This window comes from Streptomyces sp. NPDC001902 (assembly GCF_042891295.1).
Classification (GTDB): domain Bacteria; phylum Actinomycetota; class Actinomycetes; order Streptomycetales; family Streptomycetaceae; genus Actinacidiphila.
In genome coordinates this window covers 224,527-239,679 of the sequence record NZ_JBIATA010000009.1, presented here as the reverse complement: position 1 = coordinate 239,679, position 15,153 = coordinate 224,527, and the positions used below count along the sequence as shown (strand labels likewise).

Annotated in this window: 14 protein-coding genes; 3 read left to right on the top strand and 11 right to left on the bottom strand. The window is 74.9% G+C overall.

The window, feature by feature from the left end; all coding sequences use genetic code 11:
- Nucleotides 1–4: 4 nt before the first annotated feature.
- The 4 genes from ACFYYN_RS17835 to rpe all read right to left on the bottom strand — a co-directional run bounded on the left by ACFYYN_RS17835 (nt 5) and on the right by rpe (nt 2,556).
- Nucleotides 5–322: a barstar family protein gene (locus ACFYYN_RS17835; RefSeq protein ID WP_500546540.1), complete on the bottom strand. Its 318-nt coding sequence runs from the start codon at nt 320–322 to the stop codon at nt 5–7.
- Nucleotides 319–705 carry a guanyl-specific ribonuclease gene (locus tag ACFYYN_RS17830; RefSeq protein WP_500546539.1) on the bottom strand — a complete coding sequence of 129 codons (387 nt, stop codon included), beginning with the start codon at nt 703–705 and terminating at the stop codon, nt 319–321. Before ACFYYN_RS17830 ends, ACFYYN_RS17835 begins: the two co-directional genes overlap by 4 nt.
- A 75-nt stretch (nt 706–780) precedes the next feature.
- Complete coding sequence (locus ACFYYN_RS17825; RefSeq protein WP_500546538.1) at nt 781–1,824, bottom strand: sugar-binding transcriptional regulator; 1,044 nt, start codon at nt 1,822–1,824, stop codon at nt 781–783.
- Between the two features lie 66 nt (nt 1,825–1,890).
- The gene (gene rpe / locus ACFYYN_RS17820; protein WP_500546537.1) at nt 1,891–2,556 is read right to left on the bottom strand and encodes a ribulose-phosphate 3-epimerase; all 666 of its coding nucleotides are present in this window, start codon (nt 2,554–2,556) and stop codon (nt 1,891–1,893) included.
- Nucleotides 2,557–2,704: 148 nt separating this feature from the next.
- Here rpe and ACFYYN_RS17815 point away from each other — a divergent pair, with 148 nt between their 5' ends.
- Nucleotides 2,705–4,855: an MMPL family transporter gene (locus tag ACFYYN_RS17815; RefSeq protein ID WP_500546536.1), complete on the top strand. Its 2,151-nt coding sequence runs from the start codon at nt 2,705–2,707 to the stop codon at nt 4,853–4,855.
- 63 nt (nt 4,856–4,918) lie between these two features.
- Here the strand turns inward: ACFYYN_RS17815 and ACFYYN_RS17810 are convergent, their stop codons facing one another.
- The gene (locus ACFYYN_RS17810) at nt 4,919–4,993 is read right to left on the bottom strand and encodes a 50S ribosomal protein bL37 (protein ID WP_373297613.1); all 75 of its coding nucleotides are present in this window, start codon (nt 4,991–4,993) and stop codon (nt 4,919–4,921) included.
- 99 nt (nt 4,994–5,092) lie between these two features.
- A complete protein-coding gene (locus ACFYYN_RS17805; RefSeq protein WP_500546535.1) occupies nt 5,093–6,349 on the bottom strand; it encodes a D-arabinono-1,4-lactone oxidase in 1,257 nt (418 codons plus the stop codon).
- A gap of 391 nt (nt 6,350–6,740) precedes the next feature.
- Between ACFYYN_RS17805 and ACFYYN_RS17800 the strand changes: the two genes are divergently transcribed.
- Entirely contained in the window at nt 6,741–7,889 is a 1,149-nt protein-coding gene (locus tag ACFYYN_RS17800) for a glycoside hydrolase family 19 protein (protein WP_500324400.1), read from the top strand.
- Nucleotides 7,890–7,938: 49 nt separating this feature from the next.
- Here the strand turns inward: ACFYYN_RS17800 and ACFYYN_RS17795 are convergent, their stop codons facing one another.
- The 3 genes from ACFYYN_RS17795 to def form a co-directional block, all read right to left on the bottom strand.
- A complete protein-coding gene (locus tag ACFYYN_RS17795; protein ID WP_500324401.1) occupies nt 7,939–9,435 on the bottom strand; it encodes an RsmB/NOP family class I SAM-dependent RNA methyltransferase in 1,497 nt (498 codons plus the stop codon).
- A 77-nt stretch (nt 9,436–9,512) separates the two neighbouring features.
- Nucleotides 9,513–10,445, bottom strand: a complete 933-nt coding sequence (gene fmt, locus ACFYYN_RS17790) for a methionyl-tRNA formyltransferase (protein WP_500546534.1) — start codon at nt 10,443–10,445, stop codon at nt 9,513–9,515.
- Nucleotides 10,446–10,477: 32 nt separating this feature from the next.
- Nucleotides 10,478–11,023 carry a peptide deformylase gene (gene def, locus ACFYYN_RS17785; protein ID WP_500324403.1) on the bottom strand — a complete coding sequence of 182 codons (546 nt, stop codon included), beginning with the start codon at nt 11,021–11,023 and terminating at the stop codon, nt 10,478–10,480.
- 187 nt (nt 11,024–11,210) lie between these two features.
- On the opposite strand from def, the gene ACFYYN_RS17780 reads away from it, so the two are divergent.
- A complete protein-coding gene (locus ACFYYN_RS17780) occupies nt 11,211–11,717 on the top strand; it encodes a hypothetical protein (protein ID WP_500324404.1) in 507 nt (168 codons plus the stop codon).
- 103 nt (nt 11,718–11,820) lie between these two features.
- Here the strand turns inward: ACFYYN_RS17780 and ACFYYN_RS17775 are convergent, their stop codons facing one another.
- Both ACFYYN_RS17775 and ACFYYN_RS17770 read right to left on the bottom strand, forming a co-directional pair.
- On the bottom strand, nt 11,821–12,324 hold the full coding sequence (locus tag ACFYYN_RS17775) for a GNAT family N-acetyltransferase (RefSeq protein WP_500546533.1): 504 nt from the start codon (nt 12,322–12,324) through the stop codon (nt 11,821–11,823).
- A gap of 663 nt (nt 12,325–12,987) precedes the next feature.
- On the bottom strand, nt 12,988–15,135 hold the full coding sequence (locus ACFYYN_RS17770) for a primosomal protein N' (protein WP_500546532.1): 2,148 nt from the start codon (nt 15,133–15,135) through the stop codon (nt 12,988–12,990).
- Between the last annotated feature and the right edge of the window lie 18 nt (nt 15,136–15,153).

Below are 15,153 nucleotides of genomic sequence, written 5' to 3'. Positions count from 1 at the left end.
GCGCTCACGAAGGGTCGCTCGTAGGTTCCTCCAGGACGACCTCGAAGGGGAGCACGGCCGGGTCGTGGAAGGCGGCGGCGTCCGCGAGGACCCGGCGCGCGGTCCGCCACTGCTCCGGTTCGGCCGCCGCGAAGTCGGGCCAGCCGCGGACGACCAGGCGGAGCCCGCCCCGCGCGGGGTCGGGCAGGTCGGTGAGGCAGTCGTACAGGGCGTCCCAGTTGCGGCCGAACCAGCCGGGCAGCCGCAACTGCTCGGCGCAGCGCTCCATGAACGCGCTCTTGGTGGTGACCCCGTGCAGGTCCAGCACCGTCGTTGCCGTCATCTGCGGACCGCCCTGAAGCTCTGGTAGTGGTCGTCGGTGTAGTAGACCTCCCCGCCGGATCCGGTGACGAAGCGCCGGGCGCCACGGTCGCTCGTCCCCGGGGTCGGGACGGTGTACTCGTGGTAGTAGCCGCGCGGGTGCGCGGGCAGCAGGCCCTCGATGTTGCCGAAGACGGTGCCGTCCTTCGCGTACGGGAAGGGGCCGCCCGCGTCGATCAGCCGGAGCGTCTCGCGGGCCTCGGGCGGCAGGCTCGTGACGGCCACCGTGGGCAGCGCCCCGACGGGTTCGGTGGCGGGCGGGGAGCAGCCGGTGAGCAGCAGCGCGAGGCAGCCCAGCAGGGCGAGGGCGATCACGGTGGCACGGCGGACGGGGCCGGTCGGCATGCCGCGATGCTGCCACAGCCCGCGGTGCCCGCCGCGCAGGGCGCGCGAGCGGACGGTGGGCGGTGGGGCGGTGGATTAGAGCTCGCGGAGCGCCTCGGGGTCCGCGCGGTCGAGGGCGGGCCGCGGCATGGGCGTGGTGGAGTCCAGCAGGTAGTCGGCGGCGGCGGTGTCCGTCACGATGCTGGTGACCAGACCGGACCGGAGCACGGCGTCGACCGCGGCGGCCTTGCGCAGCCCGCCGGCGATGGCGAGCACCTCGGGGATGCGGCGCAGCCGGTCCGCCTCGATCGTGATGCAGCGCTCGCCCAGGTCACGGCCGACCAGCAGGCCCTCGGCGTCGAAGAGGTGCGAGGACATCTCCGCGGCGACGCCGAGGGAGGCGTAGTGCTCCCGCTCGGCGTCGGTCAGGGCGTCGTGGACGGTGGAGATGCCGGCCGCCCAGGAGCCGATCGAGACCACGGCCACGGTGACCTTGTCGAAGTAGCTCATGGCGGCCGCGATGCCGCTCTGGGCGCGCAGCGCCGCGGCCGTCGCCGGGTCGGGCAGCACCATGGGGGCGTACATCGGGTGGGCCTCGCCGCCGGAGACGGCCGCGGCGGTGCGGACCGCCTCGACCGAGCCGCGGTCGGCGGTGCCGGCGTCGTACACGCCGGTGAGCTGGACGACCGTGCACGGCGGCAGCCGGTCGAGGGCGTTGGCCATGGTGATGATGGAGCGCCCCCAGGCGAGGCCGAGCACGTCACCCTCGCTGACCAGCTCACCGAGCAGCTGCGCGGCGACGGCGCCCAGGTTCTCCGGGTCGGGGCCGTCGGTCTCGTCGGCGGGCGACTCGACGACGACGGCGTGCCGCAGCCCGTAGCGGGCGCGCAGGGCGTCGGAGCGTTCGGCGTCGAGCTCGGCGGGGACCCTGATCTCGATGCGCACGAGGTCACGTTCGAGGGCCGTCTCCAGGACCCGCGCCACCTTGAAGCGGCTCACGCCGAACTCCTCGGCGATCTGGATCTTGGATTTTCCCTCCAGGTAGAAGCGGCGGGCCATCGCCGCCGCCTGGACCATCTCGCCGGGGCCCATGCGCACCCCTGTGCGGCCTGTGGTCACGTTCTCTCCCCAGTTGCCCATCTGATCGGCTCCGCGCTCATCCTCGCACGTACTCCGGAGTACCGGAGCACGCTGCCCACTCAGTGGTCAGTGCGCGCAGGCCGCCGCCGCCTGCTTGCGCAGCCCCCGTACCGCCTCGGCCGGGTCCTCGGATCCGTAGACGGCCGAACCGGCCACGAAGACGTCCGCTCCGGCCTCGGCGCAGCGCTCGATGGTGGCGGCCGAGACTCCCCCGTCGACCTGCAGCCACAGGTCCAGCCCGTGCTTGTCGATCAGCTTCCGGGCGCGCCGGATCTTGGGCAGCATGATGTCGAGGAAGGCCTGACCGCCGAAGCCCGGCTCCACGGTCATGATCAGCAGCATGTCGAGCTCGGGCAGCAGGTCCTCGTACGGCTCGACCGGCGTCGCCGGCCTGAGCGCCATCGAGGCCCGCGCGCCCTTGGCGCGGATCTCCCGGGCCAGGCGCACCGGCGCGGCGGCCGCCTCGACGTGGAAGGTGACGGAACCCGCGCCCGCCTCGACGTAGGCCGGGGCCCAGCGGTCCGGATCGGCGATCATCAGATGGCAGTCGAGCGGGGTCTTGGTCGCCTTGTGGAGGGACTCCACGACCGGCACGCCGAGCGTCAGGTTGGGGACGAAGTGATTGTCCATCACGTCGACGTGGAGCCAGTCCGCGCCTTCGACGGCCCGCGCCTCGTCGGCGAGGCGCGCGAAGTCGGCGGAGAGAATACTGGGGTTGATCTGCACGGCCATGGTCCCAGTATGGCGGTGCCGGGCGCTTCCCCGCGCACCGGGCGGACGGCTGTGGAAAACCTCCCCGCACGCCCCGTCCGGGCGTGGGATGCTGTGCGGATCGGGAGCACTCCTCGGGGGACGCCTTGGCGAGGCGGAGGTGGCGGGTGTGAAGGCTCCACACGGCTGGGCGGTCCTGGTCTGCGGCCGGCGCGGCAAATGGGTCGTGCTCGCGCTCTGGCTGGTCCTTCTGGTGGCGGTGGCGCCGCTGGCCCAGAAGCTCACCGGCGCGCAGCAGAACGACTCCTCCTCCTGGCTGCCGGGCAACGCGGAGTCCACCCAGGTCCTGGAACTGCAGAAGCGGTTCCTGCCCGACACCGCCCCCGCCGTCGTGGTCTACGCGCGCCCCGGCGGACTGACCGACGAGGACCGTGCGACGGTCGGTCAGGACGCCGCGCAGATACGGCGGATGACCGGGCACGGCGTCTTCGGCGGCCGCACCGTCGGCCCGGTGTACGAGGAACGCGCCGCCGGCCCGCGCGCCGCGCAGCTCATCGTCCCCATCGGCGTGGACGAGGGCGGCTGGACGGGCATCGCGGACGCGGTCGCCGGCATCCGCGCCGTCACCGGCGACGGCACCGGCGGCCTCGAGGTGCACATCACCGGACCGGGTGGCTTCGCGGCCGACTCCGCCAAGGCCTTCGAGGGCATCGACGGCACCCTGCTGTACAGCGCGCTCGCCGTGGTCGTCGTCATCCTGCTGCTGACCTACCGCAGCGTCACCCTCATCCTGCTGCCGGTCGTCTCGGTCGTCGGGGCGCTGTTCACGGCGCAGGCGGCGGTCTACCTGCTGGCCGAGCACGCCGACCTCGTCGTCAACGCGCAGAGCGCGGGCATCCTCACCGTCCTGGTGTTCGGCGCCGGCACGGACTACGCGCTGCTGCTGGTGGCCCGCTACCGCGAGGAACTGCGCCGCCACGAGGACCGCCACGAGGCCATGGCGCAGGCCCTGCACCGGGCGGGGCCTGCGATCGTCGCCAGTGCCGCCACGGTCGCGGTGAGCATGCTGTGCCTGCTGGCCGCCGAGATGAACTCGACCTCCGGGCTCGGGCCGGTCGCCGCCGTCGGCGTCGTCATCGGCCTGGCCGCCATGCTGACGCTCTTCCCCGCCCTGCTGGTCGTCGTGGGCCGCTGGGTGTTCTGGCCCGCCGTCCCGCACGCCGGTTCCGCCGAGCCCACCCGGAACGGGGTGTGGTCCCGGGTGGGCCGCCGCATCGACCGCCGGCCGCGCACGGTGTGGGTGGGCACCGCCGCCGTGCTGGCCGCGCTCTCGCTGGGCGTGATCGGTCTGGAGGCGGCGGGCCTGAGCAACGCCCAGAGCTTCACCGGGACCCCCGACTCCGTCATCGGCCAGCAGGTCGAGTCCCGCTACTTCCCCGCCGGCTCCGGACAGCCGCTGGTGGTGATCGCCGACGCGGGTGCGGCGGAGCAGGTCAAGGCCGCGCTCGACGGCGTCGAGGGTGTCGCACCGGGCTCCGCGGTCGTACCGAAGGGCGCGCCCGCGCAGAAGGACGGCCGGGTCTACCTGGAGGCAACGCTCACCGACCCGGCCGACAGCCAGGCCGCCGAGGACACCGTGGACCGCGCCCGCGGGACTCTGCACGCCGTGCCGGGTGCCGACGCCAAGGTCGGCGGCGGTACGGCGGCACTGCTCGACGCGGGCCGCGCCGCGGCGCACGACAACGAGCTGCTCATCCCCATGATCCTCGTCGTCGTGCTGGTGATCCTGGGCATCCTGCTGCGGGCCCTCACCGCCCCGCTGGTGCTCATCGCGACCGTGGTGCTCTCCTTCGCCGCCGCGCTCGGCGTCAGCGTGCTCGCCTTCCGGCACGTCTTCGGCTTCCAGGGCGAGGACACGGCCTTCCCGCTGTTCGTCTTCGTGTTCCTGGTGGCGCTGGGCATCGACTACAACATCTTCCTGATGACGCGGATCCGCGAGGAGAGCGCGCTGTCCGGGACCCGCGAGGGAACCCTCACCGGCCTCGCGGCGACCGGCGGTGTCATCACCTCCGCGGGCCTGGTGCTCGCCGGCACGTTCGCGGCCCTGGCGACACTGCCCGTCGTGGGCTTCGCGGAGATCGGCTTCGCGGTGGCCTTCGGCGTCCTGCTGGACACCTTGGTCGTGCGGTCGGTGCTGGTGACCGCGCTCACCCTCGACCTGCGGCACCGCGTGTGGTGGCCGAGCCACCTGGACCGCCCCCGCTCCGGGGCTCCGGCCGAGGAACCGGCCGCGCCCGCCGCCCCGCACGCCGGTGCGTGACGTCCGCCGGACAGCAGTGACCGCCCGCGCCGGGCGCGGGCGGTCACTGCGGCACGACGGGTGTCACGCGTTGGGACGCTTGCCGTGGTTGGCGCCCTTCTTCTTCCGGGCGCGCCGCTTGTTGCCTCGCTTGGACATGATGCCCAACCCTCTCGTACAGGACATTTCGACCGCGGTCAGTCTATGACCGCCCCCGGCGTGCGGCACGTCAGCGACGCTCCGCGCGCGAACGCCCGGTCAGTCCGGGAAGTGCGCGCGCATGAAGGCGTTGCGGAAGACCCCTGAGGGGTCGAACCGGGCGGCGAGCTGCCGGAAGTCGTCGTAGCGCGGGTAGAGCTCGCGCAGGGCGGCGGGCGACGGGGTGAAGAGCTTGCCCCAGTGCGGGCGGGCGGAGAAGGGGCGCAGGGCTTCCTCGACGACCTGGACCGCCCGCGTCACCGCCGCGACGTCCGGGGTCCAGGTGAAGTGGAAGGCGACGCTGTCGCGTCCGTGGGCGGGGCTGAGCCAGAGGGAGTCGGCCGCCACGGTACGGATCTCGCCGATCAGCACTTCGGACGAGAACCGCTCCCGTACCCGCCACAGGGCCTCGAACGCCGCCACCGCGTCGCGCCGGTCGACGAAGAACTCCGACTGGATCTCCTCGCCGCTGCTCGGGGTGAACTCCAGGCGGAAGTGGGGCAACCGCTCGTACCAGGGGCCTGCCAGGCCCTGCTGCGGGGTGCAGTGCGTGCCGGGCATCCCCGGGATCGGGTGCCGTGGCCCGTCGGCCGCGGTGGCCCCGAACCACGTCCGCGGTACGGGCTCCGCCCCGTCGGCGTCGACCCGCTCCTTGAGCCACATCTGGTCGACGGCACGGTCACGCCAGCGGGTGAAGACCGACACGCTGTACCCCGCCGACATCACCGTGTCGAAGTTCCCGAGGAACTCCTCCTTCGGCATGTCCTCGTAGACGGTCTGGCGCACGGCGAAGGACGGGACGAGGTCGAGGGTCAGCCCGGTCACGACGCCCAGGGCGCCCAGGGCGACGACGGAGCCGTCGAAGTCGGGATCGCCGCGACGGATCTCGGCGAGCCCGCCGTCGGCGGTGACCATGGTCAGCGCGCTGACCGCGCCGGCCAGGCTGCGCCGGCCGGTGCCGGAACCGTGCGTGCCGGTGGCGCACGCGCCGGCGACGGAGATGTGCGGCAGGGAGCCGAGGTTGTGCAGCGCCAGACCCGCCTCGTCGATCGTGCGGACGATCTCGCCGAAGCGCAGCCCCGAGGCGACCGTGGCGGTGCGGGCGGTGCGGTCGACGTCGACCACGGCGGGCAGCCGCGAGGTCGAGACGTGATCGCCGTCGGTGTCGGCGACGGTGCTGAAGGAGTGCCGGGTCCCGAGGGCGCGCACCCGTGGGGACCGGGCGACGATCTCTTGCAGCTCGGTGACGGACTCGGGGTGGTGGAGGCTTCGTGCGGTGAAGGCGACGTTGCCGCCCCAGTTGCTCTCCGCGGGCATCGCGGTCGTTCCTTCCTGTACGGCCCGGCTGCCGGCGGCCGCGCGGCGCGCGTCCTGCCGGATCAGTGGTTCGGGGCCTGCCGTTCCAGGATGATTCTCGCCGCTGGGGCCGGGGGCGCAGGACAGGGGTGTGTCGTGGCGGCGCGGGGGCCGGGCCCGCCCGTTCCTTCATGCCTTGACGTGACCCCGTCACCCTGGCATGGTCTAGACCTAGCTGGGCTCAACGGGACGGCGCAGCAGGGAAGTTCACGCCGCCCCGGACACGACGCACGCCGCGCCGCGCCCGTGCGTGACCTCCTCGGAAAGGCCCGTGCCCGCCGTGCGGAGCACCCCCCGCCAAGCTCCCTCCCCCACGACCGCGGCCTCCGGCCGGGTAAGGAGCGACTCCCCCATGTCCACGTCCCTCGCCGGACGGCTCCCCGCAGGGCGTACCGTCCTGGGCCCGTCCGCGGTGTTCGCCGTCCTCGCGGCGCTCCTGGCCACCTTGTTCGTCGCGACGCCGACCGCCCGCGCGGCGGACGGCCAGATCAGCGGCCTGGCGGGCAAGTGCGTCGACGTCGCCGCGGCCAACAGCGCCAACGGCACCGCCGTACAGCTCTACGACTGCAACGGGACCAACGCCCAGCGCTGGTCCAACCCCGGCGACGGCACGCTGCGCGCGCTCGGCAAGTGCCTCGACGTCGTCGACCGCGGCACCGCCGACGGGGCCGCGGTCCAGTTGTGGGACTGCGCGGGCAGTGCCAACCAGCAGTGGGTCGTCACCGCTGCGCGCGACATCGTCAACCCCGCCGCCAACAAGTGCCTGGACGTCCGGGAGAACAACTCCGCCAACGGCACCCGGCTGCAGATCTGGACCTGCACCGGCGGGGCGAACCAGAAGTGGAACGCCCCCGCGAGCGGCGGTGGCGGCACGAACCCGTCCGGATTCGTCGTCAGCGAGGCCCAGTTCAACCAGATGTTCCCGGGCCGCAACGGCTTCTACACCTACAGCGGCCTGGTCGCGGCCCTGAGCTCCTACCCGGGCTTCGCCAACTCCGGCAGCGACACCGTGAAGAGGCAGGAGGCCGCCGCCTTCCTCGCCAACGTCAGCCACGAGACGGGCGGCCTGGTGTACGTGGTCGAGCAGAACACGGCCAACTACCCGCACTACTGCGACTGGGGCCAGCCCTACGGCTGCCCGGCCGGCCAGGCCGCGTACTACGGCCGCGGTCCGATCCAGCTCAGCTGGAACTTCAACTACAAGGCGGCCGGCGACGCCCTCGGCATCGACCTGCTGGGCAACCCCTGGCGCGTGGAGCAGGACGCGGCCGTGGCCTGGCGCACGGGCCTTTGGTACTGGAACACCCAGAGCGGCCCCGGCACCATGACCCCGCACAACGCCATGGTGAACCAGGCAGGCTTCGGCCAGACGATCCGCTCCATCAACGGGTCCCTGGAGTGCGACGGCCGCAACCCGGCGCAGGTGCAGAGCCGGGTGAGCAAGTACCAGCAGTTCACGGCGATCCTGGGCGTCAGCCAGGGTGCCAACCTCTACTGCTGAGCCTCCGCCGCGCGGGTGCGGCCCGGACGTCCGGGCCGCACCCGCGCGGTCATTCCGCGGTGCGGCGCAGCAGGGCGAGGTACATCGCGTCGGTGCCGTGCAGGTGGGGCCAGAGCTGGACGTCGGGGCCCTCGCCGAGGTCGTGGACCCCGGGCATGAGGGGGCGGGCGTCGACCCATTCGGCGGGGACGGCCCCCGGCTGGCCGAGGACGTCCTCCACGACGGCACGGGTCTCGGCCGGATGCGGGGAGCAGGTCGCGTAACCGACGACCCCGCCGACGCGCACCGCGCGCAGCGCGGACTCCAGCAGGCCGCGCTGCAGGGGCGCGAAGCCCGGGACGTCCTCGGCGCGCCGGCGCCAGCGCGCCTCGGGGCGGCGGCGCAGGGCGCCGAGGCCGGTGCAGGGCACGTCGACCAGGACACGGTCGAAGGCGCCCGGGCGCCAGGCGGGCCGGGTGCCGTCGGCAACGATCACCTCGAACGGCCCGGGGTTGCCGGCCAGGGCGCGGGCCACCAGCCGGGCCCGGTGCAGCTGCTTCTCTGAGGCGACCAGGGCCGCACCGCGTTCGGCGGCGAGCGCGCCGAGCAGGGCCGCCTTGCCGCCGGGGCCGGCGCAGCCGTCCAGCCAGAGCCGGTCGGGGCCGTCGCCGAGCGGGGCCGCGGCCAGGGCGGCGGCGACGAGCTGGCTGCCCTCGTCCTGGACACCGGCGCGGCCCTCGCGCACCGCCTCGATGGCGGCGGGGTCGCCGCCCTCGGCGAGCCGGACCGCCCACGGGGACCAGCGGCCGGGGAGCGTGGCGTCCGCGGGAAGCGCATCGGCGAGCTCCTGCGGGGTGGCGCGGCCGGGGCGCGCGACGAGGGTGACCTCCGGGCGCTCGTTGTCGGCCGCGAGCAGTTCCTCCATGCCCGCGCGGCCGCCGCCGAGGGCGTCCCACAGGGCCGAGACGATCCAGCGCGGGTGCGAGTGGACGACGGCGAGGTGGTCCTCGGGGTCCTCGTCGTAGGGCGGCGCCACCTCGTCCAGCCAGGCGTCGAGCTCCTGTGCGGCGATCCGGCGCAGCACCGCGTTGACGAACTTCGCACGCCCGTCGCCGAGGACCACCCGGGCCAGCTCGACGGTGGCGGAGACGGCGGCGTGGCTGGGGATGCGGGTGCCCAGCAGCTGGTGGGCGCCGAGCGACAGCACGTCCAGCACGGGCGGGTCGACCTCGCGCAGCGGCCGGTCGACGCACGCCGCGATCACGGCGTCGTACGTGCCCTGACGGCGCAGGGTGCCGTAGACCAGCTCGGTGGCGAGCGCCGCGTCGCGCCGGTCGAACTCCCGGCCCTTGCGTGCCGCCTCGGCCTCGGCCTCGCGCAGCAGCGAGGGCAGGACGAGGTTGGCGTAGGCGTCGCGCTCGTCGACCGCCCTCAGCGCCTCGAACGCCAGGATGCGCACGGGGTCGCGCTGGGGCTTGCGGTAGGGCCGGCCGCCTTGCGGGGGCCTGCCCTGGGTGCGGCCCTGACGGGCGGCGGGCTGCGGTCGGCGTCGTGACGGTTCGCTCACGTGGAAGGTGCTCCGGAAGTGTCGGTGGTACGGCGGGACGCGGTGCGCCCCGCTTCGAGCGTACGTGGCAGACGCGGTCAGGCGCCGAGCCGGTCGCCGGAGGGGACGCGGACGCCGCGCGCCCAGTCGGCGGCGGGCATCGGCTTCTTGCCCTGCGGACGCACCTCGCCGAGCTCCACGGCGTGGCTGCCGGTGCCCACGTACACGGCGCGCTTGGTGACCTCCAGCTCGCCGGGCGCCAGGTCGGTGCGCTCGGGCAGCAGGGTGACGGGGCCGACCTTGAGGCGCTCGCCACCGAACAGGGTCCAGGCACCGGGCGCCGGCGTGCAGCCCCGGACCAGCCGGTCCACCCGCAGCGCCGGGGCGTTCCAGTCGACCTGGGCGTCGTCGACGGTGATCTTGGGCGCCAGGCTGACGCCCTCGGCGGGCTGCGGCCGGGCGACCAGCGCGCCGTCCTCGATGCCGTCCATGGTGGCCGAGAGCAGTTTCGCACCGCTGTGCGAGAGCCGGGTGAGCAGGTCGCCACTGGTGTCGCGGGGCCGGACGTCCTCGGTGACGACGCCGTACACCGGCCCGGAGTCCAGGCCCTCCTCGATGAGGAAGGTCGCGGCCCCGGTGACCTCGTCGCCCGCCATGACGGCGTGCTGCACCGGGGCGGCGCCGCGCCAGGCGGGGAGCAGGGAGAAGTGCAGGTTGACCCAGCCGTGGGCGGGCACGTCGAGGGCGACGCGGGGCAGCAGCGCGCCGTAGGCCACGACCGGGCAGCAGTCGGGGGCGATCTCCCGGAGCCGGGCGAGGAAGTCCTCGTCGCGGGGCTTGGCGGGCTTGAGGACCTCGATGCCGGCCTCCTCCGCGCGCTGGGCCACCGGGCTGGCGACGAGCTTGCGGCCGCGCCCCGCGGTGGCGTCCGGCCGGGTGACGACGGCGACGACCTCGTGCCGGCCGGAGGCGATCAGGGCGTCGAGGGCGGGAACGGCGACCTCGGGGGTGCCGGCGAAGACGAGCCTCATGCGTGCGGGGTGCCTTTCTGCAGTGCGCGGCCCTACAGTGCGCGGCCGAAGGTGCTGTGCGGGGAGACGCGGACCTGGGGCGCGGGCTGACCGGCCCACTCGGCCTCGCGTATCGCCTTCATCGCGGCCTTGCGCTGCTCGCGGTCGAGGCGGTCGATGAAGATGATGCCGTCGAGGTGGTCGGTCTCGTGCTGGATGCAGCGGGCGAGCAACTGGGTGCCCTCGATGGTCACCGGGTCGCCGTGCATGTTGAAGCCCCGGGCGACGACGCCGTGGGCCCGCTTGGTGTCGAAGCGCAGCCCGGGCAGGGACAGGCAGCCCTCGGGGCCGTCCTGCTCCTCCTCGCTCAGACTGAGGTCCGGGTTGACCAGATGGCCCAGCTCGCCGTCGACGTGGTAGGTGAACACCCGCAGCGAGACGCCGATCTGAGGAGCCGCCAGGCCTGCGCCGGGGGCGTCCTTCATGGTCTCCTCGAGGTCCTTGACGAGGGTGCGCAGCTCTTTGTCGAAGACGGTCACGGGCTGCGCCGTCATGCGCAGCACGGGGTCGCCGAAGAGGCGGATCGGCTGGATGGACACGCGGTGGCTCCGTGGTCGGACGGGGACAGGGCAACCGCCCCAGTCTATGGGCCGGTGGGGTGGGGGCGCGCACCCCTGCGCACGCCCCCCGAAGGGTGCGATGCGCCCCCGATGCGTGACTCCACGGGAGTCTGGCGCGTTGGTCAATGGAGTTTGACCCACAAGAGCCGGTTCGAGAGGCCAGTTGATGCCCGAACACGCAACTCATGACGCCCAGGCCAGGGCGAGCCTTCACCTGCTGGTGCGGGACATCGAGCGGGTCCGCCGACAGGTCGACGCGCTGCGCACCCTCACCACCCAGCTGGGCAACGTCTACCGTCCCCGCCGCGGCGGGCCGTCCGCGGGATTCGTGGTCTACGGCCGCGCCCCCGCTCCCACCGTCCGGCTCGCCCAGGAGCTGCGGGACAGCGTCGAGACCCTGGTGACCGCGGCCGTCGAGTTCGACCGCTCCCTGGGCTTCAGCTGGGACGCCGTCGGCTCCGCGCTGGGCGTCACCAAGCAGGCCGTCCACCGGCGGTACGGCAACCGGCGCTCGGCGCCGCCCGGAGCGGCCGTGGCGGAGGTGCACGGCGATCCCCCGGCCCCGGCGGTGCTGCCCTCCGTGCCCGCGGCCCGCGCGATGCCCGCGCACGCCGGCCCCGCCCCCCGCGACGAGGCCGTCCCCGGAGCGGTCCCCTCCCCGCGCACGGGCTGATCCTGCGGCTCCCCGGGCCCGCCCGCCCCGCCGCCCGCCACGCCGACAGGACGGCCGCCGGGGCGGGCGCGTACGGGCGCGTACGGGTACGGACGCACCGCGGTCAGGGCCGCCGGTGCTCCGCGGGCAGCCGGGCCGGATCCAGCTCCAGCTCCCCCACGGTCTGGCCACCGCTGGACTCCCCTGTGGGCCGGAAGCCGAGCCCCCGGTAGAAACGTTCCGGGCCGTCCTCGCCGGGATGCCAGGTGGTGGTGACCCGGGTGCCGCCCCGGCGCAGGATCTCCGCCGCCACGGACTCGACGGCGAACCTGCCGTAGCCACGGCCCTGTTCGCCCGCAGCGACGGCGAGGCGCCACAGACCGGAGCGGAGGTCGGTGCCGGTTCCGTCGGCCGCGAAGTCGATGTCGAAGAAGGCCATCAGGAAACCGACGATCCGGTCGCCGTCGACGATCAGCCGGGGCCAGGCCGTCTCCCCGTACGCGTACGCCTCCGCGAGGGACTTCACGACCGGCGCGACCAGGTGTTCCTGGTCGGGGCGGACCTTCAGGGCGATCGCGGCGCCGACGTTGTCGGGGGTGATCTTCTCCAGACGGAGCGTGCTGGTCATACCCGGAACCCTAGGACGGTGCGTCAAGCGCAATTCCCCGGCCACAGCCACCCCGCGGCGCTCCCTCAGGACGGGGGCGCCACCCGGGCCGGGCTCCCGCGTACGGCCAACGCGGCCGCCAAGGCGGCGCCATCGCCGACCGGAACACCTGGCAGCGCGCACTCCCCAGGCCCGCGCGATGGGTGCCCCTCGAACAGCAGGACCGCCCGGCACCGGTGATCGGCTCTCTCCGCCCGCACCCACCGCCGGGTCCCCACCCGGGTCCGGCCGGCAGCGGCTGATGCGAGCGCTCCCGCGGAGTGCAACGCCCGCCAGGGCGGCGCAACTACCGGGCGGCCCCCGCTCCACCCGGCCGCCTCACACAACCGGGGCTCACCCAGGTCATGCTCCCCGCGCCCGATCCGGGGCGGTCTGCGCGGACTCGACGCGACGCCATCGGCCGGAGACACCCCGCGGCGCCGACCCGACGAGGACGCACTCTCCACCGGCCGACTCCCGCCACGGGCGCCACGCGGGGGGCGGGCTCCCCACGCGGACGGCGACGCGGCGCCGCCATCGCCGACGCCTTACGCCCCGCCCCGGGCGCCACGCGGGGGGCGGGCTCCCCACGCGGACGGCGACGCGGCGCCGCCATCGCCGACGCCTTACGCCCCGCCCCGGGCGCTAGCCGATGTCGGGCGGGTCGATGCGGACCCGGACCGGGTCGGGCTCCTTGCGGGCGATGCGGGCGGTCTGCGCGGACTTCAGCGCGGCGGCCAGGGCGGAGCCCTTGCCCGGCGGCACGCGCAGCAGCACGCGCTCCCAGCGCTCTCCGGGTGGGGTGTCCCCGGAACGACGGGGCCGCGCGGGATCGGTGATCGGCAGCGGCACCGGGCCGAGCACGTCGGTGCCCTCCGGGAGCCGGACCGTGGCCAGCAGGTCGGCGACGGCGGCGGGGCGGCCGCTGACGGCGGCCATCCGGGAGACCGGGGGGAAGCCCAGCTCGGCGCGTTCGGCCAGCTCGCGCACCGCGTGGCCGACCGGGTCCCAGCGGACGAGGGCCTGCACGGGACGCAGCGTGGGCTCTCCGATGACGACCACCGTGCCGCCCTCGCCGGCCGGGCGCACCAACGCCGCCGCGGCCGCCCAGCGGCGCAGGGTCTCCTCCCCCGCCCGCAGGTCCGGGCGGTTGAGCAGGGCCCAGCCGTCCAGCAGCAGCGCCGCGGCGTAGCCGCCCTCCGCGACCGGTTCCGCGCCCGGGGTCGAGATCACCAGCGAGGGCGTGCCCGGCACCGAGGCCAGTACGCCGTCCCGCCCGGAGGTCCGCACCGGCACCTTGGGGAAGGCCCGGCCGAGCTCGTCGGCGGTGCGCCGGGCACCGACCACCTGCGCGCGCAGCCGGAAGCCGCCGCACTCCTTGCAGTGCCAGGCCGCCTCGGGCCGCCCGCACCAGCCGCAGTGCGGCGCGCTCTCCCCGTCGCCGAGCTGCAGCGGTCCCGCGCAGTGCGCGCACCGGGCGGGCTCGCGGCAGCGCTCGCAGGCCAGCCGCGGCACGTAGCCCCGCCGGGGCACCTGCACCAGCACCGGGCCGCGCTGCAGCGCGTCCCGCGTCACCTGCCACGCCACCGACGGCAGCCGCGCCGCGCGGGCCGCGGCGTCCCGCGCCTCGTCGCCCTCGCCGACGGTACGGACCAGGGGCGCGGCGGCCCGGACCCGCTCGCGCGGTGCGGTCAGCGGCAGCGCCCACTGGGTGTCGACCAACTGCGCGCCCTCCACGGTGCAGGTGAGGCCGCCGAGCAGGAAGCCCGCCCGCTCCTCCGCGGCCCGCAGCAGCAGGACGTCCCGGGCGTGCGGCTGCGGTGCGTGCTGCTCGGCGTGGCTGGAGTCGCCGTCGTCCCAGAGCACGGCCAGCCCCAGCTCCGCCACGGGCGCGAACATCGCGGCCCGGGTGCCGACGACGGCGCGTACGCTGCCCCGGCTCACCGCCAGCCAGCGGCGGTACCGCTCCTCCGGCCCGGCGTCGGCGGTCAGCAGCACATGGCGGCCCTCGCCGACGATCGCGGTCAGCGCCTCGTCGACGCGGGCGGCCGCGCGGCCGTCCGGTACGACGGCGAGCGCCCCGCGTCCCGAGGCGAGCGTCGCCGCCATGGCGCGGGCGATCTCCTCGGGCCAGTGGGGCCCGGGCAGCGCCGTCCACACCGCCCGCGGGGTGTCGCCGCGGGCCAGCGCCTGCAGGAACGCCGGCCCGGTCGGGTAGCGCCGCCACGGCCCGGGCTCGGGCGCGCCGGGAACGGGCAGTGGCTCCCGTACCGGCTCCGCCTCGACCTTGGCCCGGCGCGGTGGCACCGCGAGCTGCACGATGTCGGCGAGGGCGCCCGCGTAGCGGTCGGCGACGGCCCGGCACAGCCGCAGCAGCCCGGGGGTCAGCACCTCCTCGGGGGACAGGACCTGGGCGAGCGGGGCGAGGGGGCCGCGGTAGTCGCTCTCGGTGAGGCGGTCCACGATGAAGCCGTCGTGCAGCTCCCCGCCTTCGCGGCGGCCGCCCTTGCCCACGCGGCCGCCGAAGCGCACCCGGACGCGCACGCCGGGCCGCGCCTCGGCGTCCATCGCGGCGGGCACCGCGTAGTCGAAGTACTGGTCGAGGTGGAGCAGGCCCTTGTCGACCAGGACGCGGGCCACCGGCAGCCCCTCGGCCAGCGCCGCGCCCCGCCAGGTCCGCGGCTTGGCGCGGGGCTCCTTGGCCTTGCGCACGGTCTCCCGGATGAGGGCGAGCTGCTCTCCCCCGTGCGGCTCCGCCGCCGGGGACACCTGCCGGTCGTCCTCGCTGCTCACAGCCTCAGTGTTACCAGA

Excerpts from the sequence above, each read along its gene's own strand:
- ACFYYN_RS17835 (WP_500546540.1), bottom strand. The coding sequence starts at position 322 with ATGACGGCAACGACGGTGCTGGACCTGCACGGGGTCACCACCAAGAGC.
- ACFYYN_RS17830 (WP_500546539.1), bottom strand. The coding sequence starts at position 705 with ATGCCGACCGGCCCCGTCCGCCGTGCCACCGTGATCGCCCTCGCCCTG.
- ACFYYN_RS17825 (WP_500546538.1), bottom strand. The coding sequence starts at position 1,824 with ATGGGCAACTGGGGAGAGAACGTGACCACAGGCCGCACAGGGGTGCGC.
- rpe (WP_500546537.1), bottom strand. The coding sequence starts at position 2,556 with ATGGCCGTGCAGATCAACCCCAGTATTCTCTCCGCCGACTTCGCGCGC.
- ACFYYN_RS17805 (WP_500546535.1), bottom strand. The coding sequence starts at position 6,349 with ATGCCCGCGGAGAGCAACTGGGGCGGCAACGTCGCCTTCACCGCACGA.
- ACFYYN_RS17800 (WP_500324400.1), top strand. The coding sequence starts at position 6,741 with ATGTCCACGTCCCTCGCCGGACGGCTCCCCGCAGGGCGTACCGTCCTG.
- fmt (WP_500546534.1), bottom strand. The coding sequence starts at position 10,445 with ATGAGGCTCGTCTTCGCCGGCACCCCCGAGGTCGCCGTTCCCGCCCTC.
- ACFYYN_RS17780 (WP_500324404.1), top strand. The coding sequence starts at position 11,211 with ATGCCCGAACACGCAACTCATGACGCCCAGGCCAGGGCGAGCCTTCAC.
- ACFYYN_RS17775 (WP_500546533.1), bottom strand. The coding sequence starts at position 12,324 with ATGACCAGCACGCTCCGTCTGGAGAAGATCACCCCCGACAACGTCGGC.